2 protein-coding genes and 1 pseudogene are annotated in these 1,860 nt (G+C 70.5%); all 3 read left to right on the forward strand.

Annotated features, from left to right (window positions below):
- Nucleotides 1-225, forward strand: a pseudogene (locus G6021_RS15210) (hypothetical protein); the annotation flags it as partial.
- 70 nt (nt 226-295) lie between these two features.
- Complete coding sequence (locus G6021_RS15215; RefSeq protein WP_182641645.1) at nt 296-931, forward strand: TetR/AcrR family transcriptional regulator; 636 nt, start codon at nt 296-298, stop codon at nt 929-931.
- Nucleotides 928-1,698 (forward strand): maleylpyruvate isomerase family mycothiol-dependent enzyme, encoded by a 771-nt coding sequence (locus G6021_RS15220; RefSeq protein ID WP_182639254.1) that lies wholly within the window; start codon nt 928-930, stop codon nt 1,696-1,698. Before G6021_RS15215 ends, G6021_RS15220 begins: the two co-directional genes overlap by 4 nt.
- Nucleotides 1,699-1,860 lie beyond the last annotated feature (162 nt).

Here is a 1,860-nt window from a genome sequence, read left to right on the forward strand (position 1 = left end):
CAACTCCAGCGCGCCTGCCTGGCCCGCGCGCTGGCCCAGGAACCCCGGTACCTGATCGCCGACGAGGCCACCGCCCATCTGGATCCGCTGAGCACGGCCGCGATCGCCCGCACCCTCCGCCGGCGGGCCGACGGAGGCCTGGGCGTCCTGGCGATCACCCACGATCTCCGACTGGCCGGGCGCTGGGCCGACGAGGTGGTAGCCCTCGGGGCCCACGCGCCGTGACGGCACCGAGACCCGAACGCAACCCGATCGCCTCTGGACACCGGCGGGTCACCGGCGCACAATCCTAACCATGTTAGGCACTCCGAATCGCGATAGGTCAGCCGAACGACGTGAGGCGACACGGCGGGAGATCATCGACGCCGCGTGGGAGGTGGCCCGCGAGCAGGGCCTGGCCCAGCTGACCCTCCGCGATGTCGCGGCCCGCGTCGGCATGAAGGCGCCGTCGCTGTACTCCCACGTGGACTCCAAGAACGCCATCTACGACGCCATGTTCGCCCAGGCCTGGACCGAGTGCCTCGACATCATGCTGGCCCTGGACGAGGGACGCCCGTCCGATGCCCGGGGGACGGTCCGGATGTACGCGCGGGCGTACTTCGACTTCTGCGTGAGCGACCTCGCCCGGTTCCAGCTGATGAACCAGCGCACCATCCCCGGCTTCGAACCCAGCCCCGAGGCCTACGCGCCCGCGGTGCTCGTGCTCGACGGTCTGCGTCAGCGGTTCGCAGCCATCGGGATCACCGACCGGGAGGACATCGACCTCTACGTGGCGGTGGTGGGCGGCATGGCGGACGCCCAACTCGCCAACGACCCCGGCGGCGATCGCTGGGCCCGCCTGTTCGACCGCGCGGTCGACATGTACCTGCACGACGTCGGCATCCCGACCGACGTCCCGGTCACCACCACACAGGAAGGCACACCGCCATGACCACGACAACCGGGCAACACCGCTCGAAGAACGACCCGCGACCGCCCCGGCTGGACCGCGACACCGCCGCGCGCCTGGCCGAGACCGAGTACGAGCGGGTGGCCGACATGCTCGACCGCCTCACCCCCGAGCAGTGGGGCACCCGGACCGACTGCACCGAGTGGGACGTGCGCGCGATGGCCGGGCACATGCTCGGCATGATCCAGATGCTCGCCAGCTGGCCGGAGATGGTCCGCCAGCAGGTCGCGTCCGGCAGGCGCGCCAAGCGCGAGGGCTGCCCCGCGATCGACGCGATGACCGCGCTGCAGGTGGAGAAGAACGCCGGCCTGTCGACGGACGAACTCATCGCCCAGGTGCGCCGACTGGCCCCCAGGGCGGCCAGGAACAGGCGGCGCGCGCCGGGCGTGATGAGGAAGCAGGCCATGGAGGACAACGGCGAATGGTGGTCCATGGGCTACCTCTTCGACGTGATCCTCACCCGCGATCCGTTCATGCACCGCATCGACATCGCCTCCGCGACGGGAGCCACCATGACGGCGACCGCGGAACACGAGGGGGTGATCGTCGACGACGTGGTGACCGAGTGGGCCGGTCGTCACGGCCAGGCGTACGACCTGGAGCTCACCGGCCCGGCGGGCGGGCGCTGGCAGCACGGCGGGCACTCGGGCGCGGGCGAGAACCTCACCATGGACGCGTTCGAGTTCTGCCGAGCACTCAGCGGCCGGGCCCCGGCGGAGGGACTGCTCCGGACCCAGGTCCCGTTCTGACCCGGATCGTGAATGTGCTTTTATCCAACCGAGTGTGAGGTAGATTGCATTTTGGGCACAACGCGCTGGTAGCGCGCACTTCTCCGGCTCGTCGCCGCCTCTGACCCGACCCCGGAAGAAGGACGCCGCCATGCCCCCGTCAGAACCCCTCCCCCCGCCTCC

It is taken from the genome of Dietzia sp. CW19, assembly GCF_014145265.1.
In the GTDB taxonomy this organism is placed as follows: Bacteria; Actinomycetota; Actinomycetes; order Mycobacteriales; family Mycobacteriaceae; genus Dietzia; species Dietzia natronolimnaea.